Below are 4,813 nucleotides of genomic sequence, written 5' to 3' on the forward strand. Positions count from 1 at the left end.
CCCTCGACGAGGCACGGGAGGTTGCCGCGCGCATCGGCCGCCTTGATCATGATCGGGTAGCCGATGCGCGCGGCAACCTCCCGTGCCTCGTCGAGCGATTGCACGACGCCGTCGCTGCCGGGCACGGTCGGCACGTTGGCGCGACGTGCGGTTTCGCGTGCGCGGGCCTTGTCGCCCATCGTGGCGATCACCTGCGAGTCCGGGCCGACGAAGATCAGGCCGGCCGCTTCGACCTGCGCGGCGAATGCGGCGTTTTCGGACAGGAAGCCGTAGCCGGGATGGATCGCGTCCGCGCCGCACTGCCGCGCGGCGTCGAGAATCGCGGCGGGATTCAGGTAGCTTTTCGCCGCGTGCGACGAGCCGATGTGAACGGCTTCGTCGGCCATGCGCGCGGCGAGACTGTCGCGGTCCGCGTCACTGACCACGGCGACCGCGCGCATGCCGAGCTCGCGCGCGGCGCGGATCACGCGCACCGCGATCTCGCCGCGGTTCGCGACCAGCACGGTGCGGATCCGCGACGGGCGGTAGAACGTGTCGGGGGAAGTTTCCGGTTTCATCGCATCACCCCTCGAGCCGTATCAGCACCTGGCCCGCGTCGACCGGCTCGCCGTCCTCGACGAGCAGCTCGACCACGCGACCTCCCGCATCGGCTTCGATCTCGGTGAACTGCTTCATCACCTCGACGAGGCCGACCACCGCGCCGGCGGCAACCGTCGCGTCGACTGCGACGTAGTAGTCCGCATCGGGCGACGGACGCCGGTAGAAGGTGCCCGGTAGCGGGCTGACGATTTCGTGCAATGCCATCGTGTGTCTCCTTGAATCAGTGATGGGCGGCGAGCGGTTGCGGCCCGGCGGTCCGGATGCCTTCGCGGATCAGCGCGTGGCGCGTGTCGCGCACGAGCTCGAGCGCGCCCGGCGTGTCGCTGTGGATGCACACCGAATCGAAATCGATGTCGATGTCGTCGCCGTCGATCGTCCGCACCTTGCCGTCGATGCACGCGCGCAGCACCTTGTCGGCGACCTGGCGCGGATCGAGGCGGCCGACGCGGCGCGTGAACACGATCGAGCCGCTGCGGTCGTAGTCGCGATCCGCGTAAAACTCGCGGATCACCGGCTGCCCGTATTCGACTGCGACGCGGTAGGTGACCGACGCCTCCATGCAGTACAGCCACAGGCCCGGATCGACACGTTGCAGCGTCTCGATCAGCAGCCGCGAGAACGCCTCGTTGGCGGCCGCGTGCATGTAGAGCGCGCCGTGCGGCTTCACGTGCTGCAGGCTGACGCCGTTCAGGCGCGCGAACTCGCGCAGCGCGCCGAGCTGGTACAGGATGTCGTTGACGAGCGCCTGCGGCGTTTCGGCGATCGTGCGGCGGCCGAAGCCGACGAGATCGCGAAAGCCCGGGTGCGCGCCGATGCCGACACCGGCGTCGCGCGCGAGCTGCACCGTGCGCGCCATGATGTTCGGATCGCCGGCGTGAAAGCCGGTGGCGATGTTTGCCGAGCTGATGAGCGGCATGATCTGCTCGTCGACGCCGTCGCCGATCGTCCACGGACCGAAGCCTTCTCCCATGTCGGAGTTCAGGTCGACGCTGTGCTTCCTCATACGGTGTGCTCCTCCAGGTTCTCCGGTTCGCGTGCGTCGTGGCGCATGCCGAAACCGTGTTGAACGCAGGTTAGTCGCGTGGGGTGCGTCAAAAAAGTTCTATTTTTGGATGCAGTCGTATCGATTTTTTAGATACCCCGGAGAGCGGCCGCCAAGGGCCGTCGCAGCAGGGGTGGCAGGGTTTCCACGCAGTCAGGTTGATGGGCGCCGCACGGTTGTTATGATGTTTATCGCGTGCCCATCTGTTTTCTCATCGACCATGGCCCTGACCCTCAGACAGCTCAAGTATTTCGTCGCGACCGCCGAGCTCGGCCAGATCTCGCAGGCCGCGATCCAGCTCACGATTTCGCAGTCGGCCGTGACGAGCGCGATCAAGGAGCTGGAGGACAGCCTCGGCACGCAGCTCTTTCTGCGCACGCCGTCGGGCGTGACGCTCACCGACACGGGGCGGCGCTTCCTGAATCACGCGTACACGATCCTGTCGTCGGTCGACGAGGCGATGCGGATTCCGAACCTCGAAAGCACGCTGACCGGCACGCTCGCGATCGCCGCGAGCTACACGGTGCTCGGCTACTTCCTGCCGCATCACGTGCTGCGGCTGAACACGCTGTACCCGCGGCTGACGATCCACCTGCACGAGCTGAACCGTGAGTCGATCGAGGAAGGGCTGATCGCGGGCCGCTACGACATGGCCGTGCTGCTCACGTCGAACGTGTCGAATCCGGCGCTCGTGCTGGAGCCGGTGATCCACTCGGTGCGGCGGCTGTGGGTCGGCGCGCATCACCCGCTGCTCAGGCACGAAAGCGTCACGTTCGCGGAAGTCGCGCGCGAGCCGTTCGTGATGCTGACGGTCGACGAGGCCGGGCAGACGGCGCTGCGCTACTGGAACGAGACGCCATACCGGCCGAACGTGATCCTGCGCACGTCGTCGGTCGAGGCGGTCCGCAGCATGGTCGCGAACGGCAGCGGCGTCGCGATCCTGTCCGACATGGTGTACCGGCCGTGGTCGCTCGAGGGCCGGCGGATCGAGACGATCGTGCTGCGCGACCCGGTCCCGCCGATGAGCGTCGGCCTCGCCTGGCGCAAGGACATCGAGTTGAGCCCCGCGATGCACGCGGTGCGCGACTATTTCCGGCACACGTTCATGGAGCCGCGCGCGCTGGGCGGGGCGGGCTGAGTGCGCGGCGCACGCGTAAAAAAAGCCGGAACGTATCCCGGCTTTTTCATGCGGCGCACGAATCCGCCGTGCGTGGCGCTTACGCGTTCGCCGACATCGCGTCCGCATCGCTCGAACGGATGCCGAGGCGCTCGAACAGCGCACGGTCCTTCTGCGACTGCGGGTTGCTCGTGGTCAGCAGCTGGTCGCCGTAGAACATCGAGTTCGCGCCGGCGAGGAAGCACATTGCCTGCAGGCCGTCGTCGAGCTGCTCGCGGCCGGCCGACAGGCGCACGACGGCCTTCGGCATCGTGATCCGCGCAACCGCGATCGTGCGCACGAATTCGAACGGATCGAGCGGCGCGGTGCCTTCGAGCGGCGTGCCTTCGATCGCGACGAGGTTGTTGATCGGCACCGAATCCGGGTACGGGTTCAGGTTCGCGAGCTGCGAGATCAGGCCCGCGCGTTCGCGGCGCGATTCGCCCATCCCGATGATGCCGCCGCAGCACACGTTGATGCCCGCGTCACGCACGCGGTCGAGCGTGTCGAGGCGATCCTGGTAGGTGCGCGTCGAGATCACCTGGCCGTAGAACTCCGGCGACGTGTCGAGGTTGTGGTTGTAGTAGTCGAGGCCCGCGCTCGCGAGTTCCTGCGCCTGCTCGTCTTCCAGCATGCCGAGCGTCATGCAGGTCTCGAGGCCGAGTTCCTTCACGCCGCGCACCATCTCGGTCAGCGCCGGCATGTGGCGCTCCTTCGGGTTGCGCCATGCTGCGCCCATGCAGAAGCGGCTCGCGCCGTTCGCCTTCGCCGCGCGCGCGGCATCGAGCACCGCGTCGACGTCCATCAGCTTCTCGGCCTTCAGGCCCGTGTCGTGGTGCGACGACTGCGAGCAGTAGCCGCAATCTTCCTCGCAGCCGCCCGTCTTGATCGACAGCAGCGTCGACAGCTGCACTGCGTTCGCGTCGAAGTGCTCGCGGTGCACCTGCTGCGCGCGGAAGAGCAGGTCGTTGAACGGCAGCTCGAACAGCGCGACGACGTCGGCGACGCGCCAGCGCTGCGAGACCGGAGCGGCCACGGGAATCGCGTCGGGTTGCACGGGGGCGGCAGTCTGGGCTTGGGTCATATCGTTTTCCTGTCCTGGTCGGGGATGAGGGATCGGGGGATCTGTTTCGGTTGGGTCAAGGCTGCGCGGTGCGCAGCGTCTCGACGAGCGCGGCGATGTCGAGCATCGCCGCGGCGGATTCGGGGGCGGCCGGGCTCATGTGCGGAATGCGGCCGAGCAGCGGTGCGCCGTGCTCGCGGGCGAGCCAGTCGCGCATCGTCGCGATGTTCTCGTCGGGGAACGACATCGCCGGGTCGACGTGGTTCGCGACCCAGCCGGCGAGCTTGAGGCCGCGTGCGGCGATCGCATCGGCGGTGAGCAGCGCGTGGTTGATGCAGCCGAGCCGCACGCCGACCACGAGCACGACCGGCACGGCGAGCGCGACCGCGAGATCGGCCATGTCCCGCGTGTCGTTCATCGGCACGCGGAAGCCGCCGGCGCCTTCGACGACGACGATGTCCGCGCGCGTCAGCGCTTCGCGATGGCACGCGACGATCGTGTCGATGTCGAGCGTCACGCCTTCCTGCGCGGCGACGATATGCGGCGCGGCCGGTGCTTTCAGCAGGAACGGCGTGCGCAGCTCGGGCGGCAGCACGACGTTCGCGGCCGCGTCGAGCTGGTCGGCATCTTCGTTGCGCCACACGCCGTCGCGTTCATACGCGCCGGCTGCGACGGGTTTCAGCGCGGCCGCGCGCAGGCCGTGCCGCGCGAAGCCGTGCAGCAGTGCGGCCGACACGAAGGTCTTGCCGATTTCGGTGTCGGTGCCGGTGACGAACAGCGAGAGCGGAGCGGTCATGCTGCGGCCTTATGCGGGGCTGCCTCGACGACGGCGGCCGCCTCTTCGCTGGCTTCGATCAACGCGGCTTCGAGCCGCGCGAGATCGTCGAACGAATGCGCGGCCGACAGCGACACGCGCAGCCGCGACGTGCCGACCGGCACCGTCGGCGGCCGG

General features: G+C 68.1%; 6 protein-coding genes and 1 pseudogene. 1 reads left to right on the plus strand and 6 read right to left on the minus strand.

Going from position 1 to position 4,813, the window contains the following annotated elements:
* The 3 genes from G3N93_RS34175 to G3N93_RS34185 all read right to left on the minus strand — a co-directional run.
* A partial coding sequence (locus G3N93_RS34175; protein WP_277396590.1) for a biotin carboxylase N-terminal domain-containing protein occupies positions 1 to 557 on the minus strand: 557 nt, incomplete at its 3' end.
* A 4-nt stretch (positions 558 to 561) separates the two neighbouring features.
* Positions 562 to 804, minus strand: coding sequence for an acetyl-CoA carboxylase (locus G3N93_RS34180; protein ID WP_206134953.1), 243 nt, complete (start codon positions 802 to 804; stop codon positions 562 to 564).
* 16 nt (positions 805 to 820) lie between these two features.
* Positions 821 to 1,603 carry a 5-oxoprolinase subunit PxpA gene (locus G3N93_RS34185; RefSeq protein WP_174937678.1) on the minus strand — a complete coding sequence of 261 codons (783 nt, stop codon included), beginning with the start codon at positions 1,601 to 1,603 and terminating at the stop codon, positions 821 to 823.
* 259 nt (positions 1,604 to 1,862) lie between these two features.
* Between G3N93_RS34185 and G3N93_RS34190 the strand changes: the two genes are divergently transcribed.
* Entirely contained in the window at positions 1,863 to 2,780 is a 918-nt protein-coding gene (locus G3N93_RS34190) for a LysR family transcriptional regulator (RefSeq protein WP_069249003.1), read from the plus strand.
* 79 nt (positions 2,781 to 2,859) lie between these two features.
* Here G3N93_RS34190 and bioB read toward each other — a convergent pair whose 3' ends face one another.
* The 3 genes and pseudogenes from bioB to G3N93_RS34205 all read right to left on the minus strand — a co-directional run.
* Positions 2,860 to 3,882 carry a biotin synthase BioB gene (bioB, locus tag G3N93_RS34195; protein WP_174937680.1) on the minus strand — a complete coding sequence of 341 codons (1,023 nt, stop codon included), beginning with the start codon at positions 3,880 to 3,882 and terminating at the stop codon, positions 2,860 to 2,862.
* A gap of 55 nt (positions 3,883 to 3,937) precedes the next feature.
* On the minus strand, positions 3,938 to 4,657 hold the full coding sequence (bioD, locus tag G3N93_RS34200) for a dethiobiotin synthase (RefSeq protein ID WP_206134954.1): 720 nt from the start codon (positions 4,655 to 4,657) through the stop codon (positions 3,938 to 3,940).
* Positions 4,654 to 4,813 (minus strand): annotated as a pseudogene (locus G3N93_RS34205) (8-amino-7-oxononanoate synthase); the annotation flags it as partial. The pseudogene G3N93_RS34205 and the gene bioD, both read right to left, overlap by 4 nt.

Source organism: Burkholderia sp. Se-20378, assembly GCF_017104665.1.
Lineage (GTDB): Bacteria > Pseudomonadota > Gammaproteobacteria > Burkholderiales > Burkholderiaceae > Burkholderia > Burkholderia lata.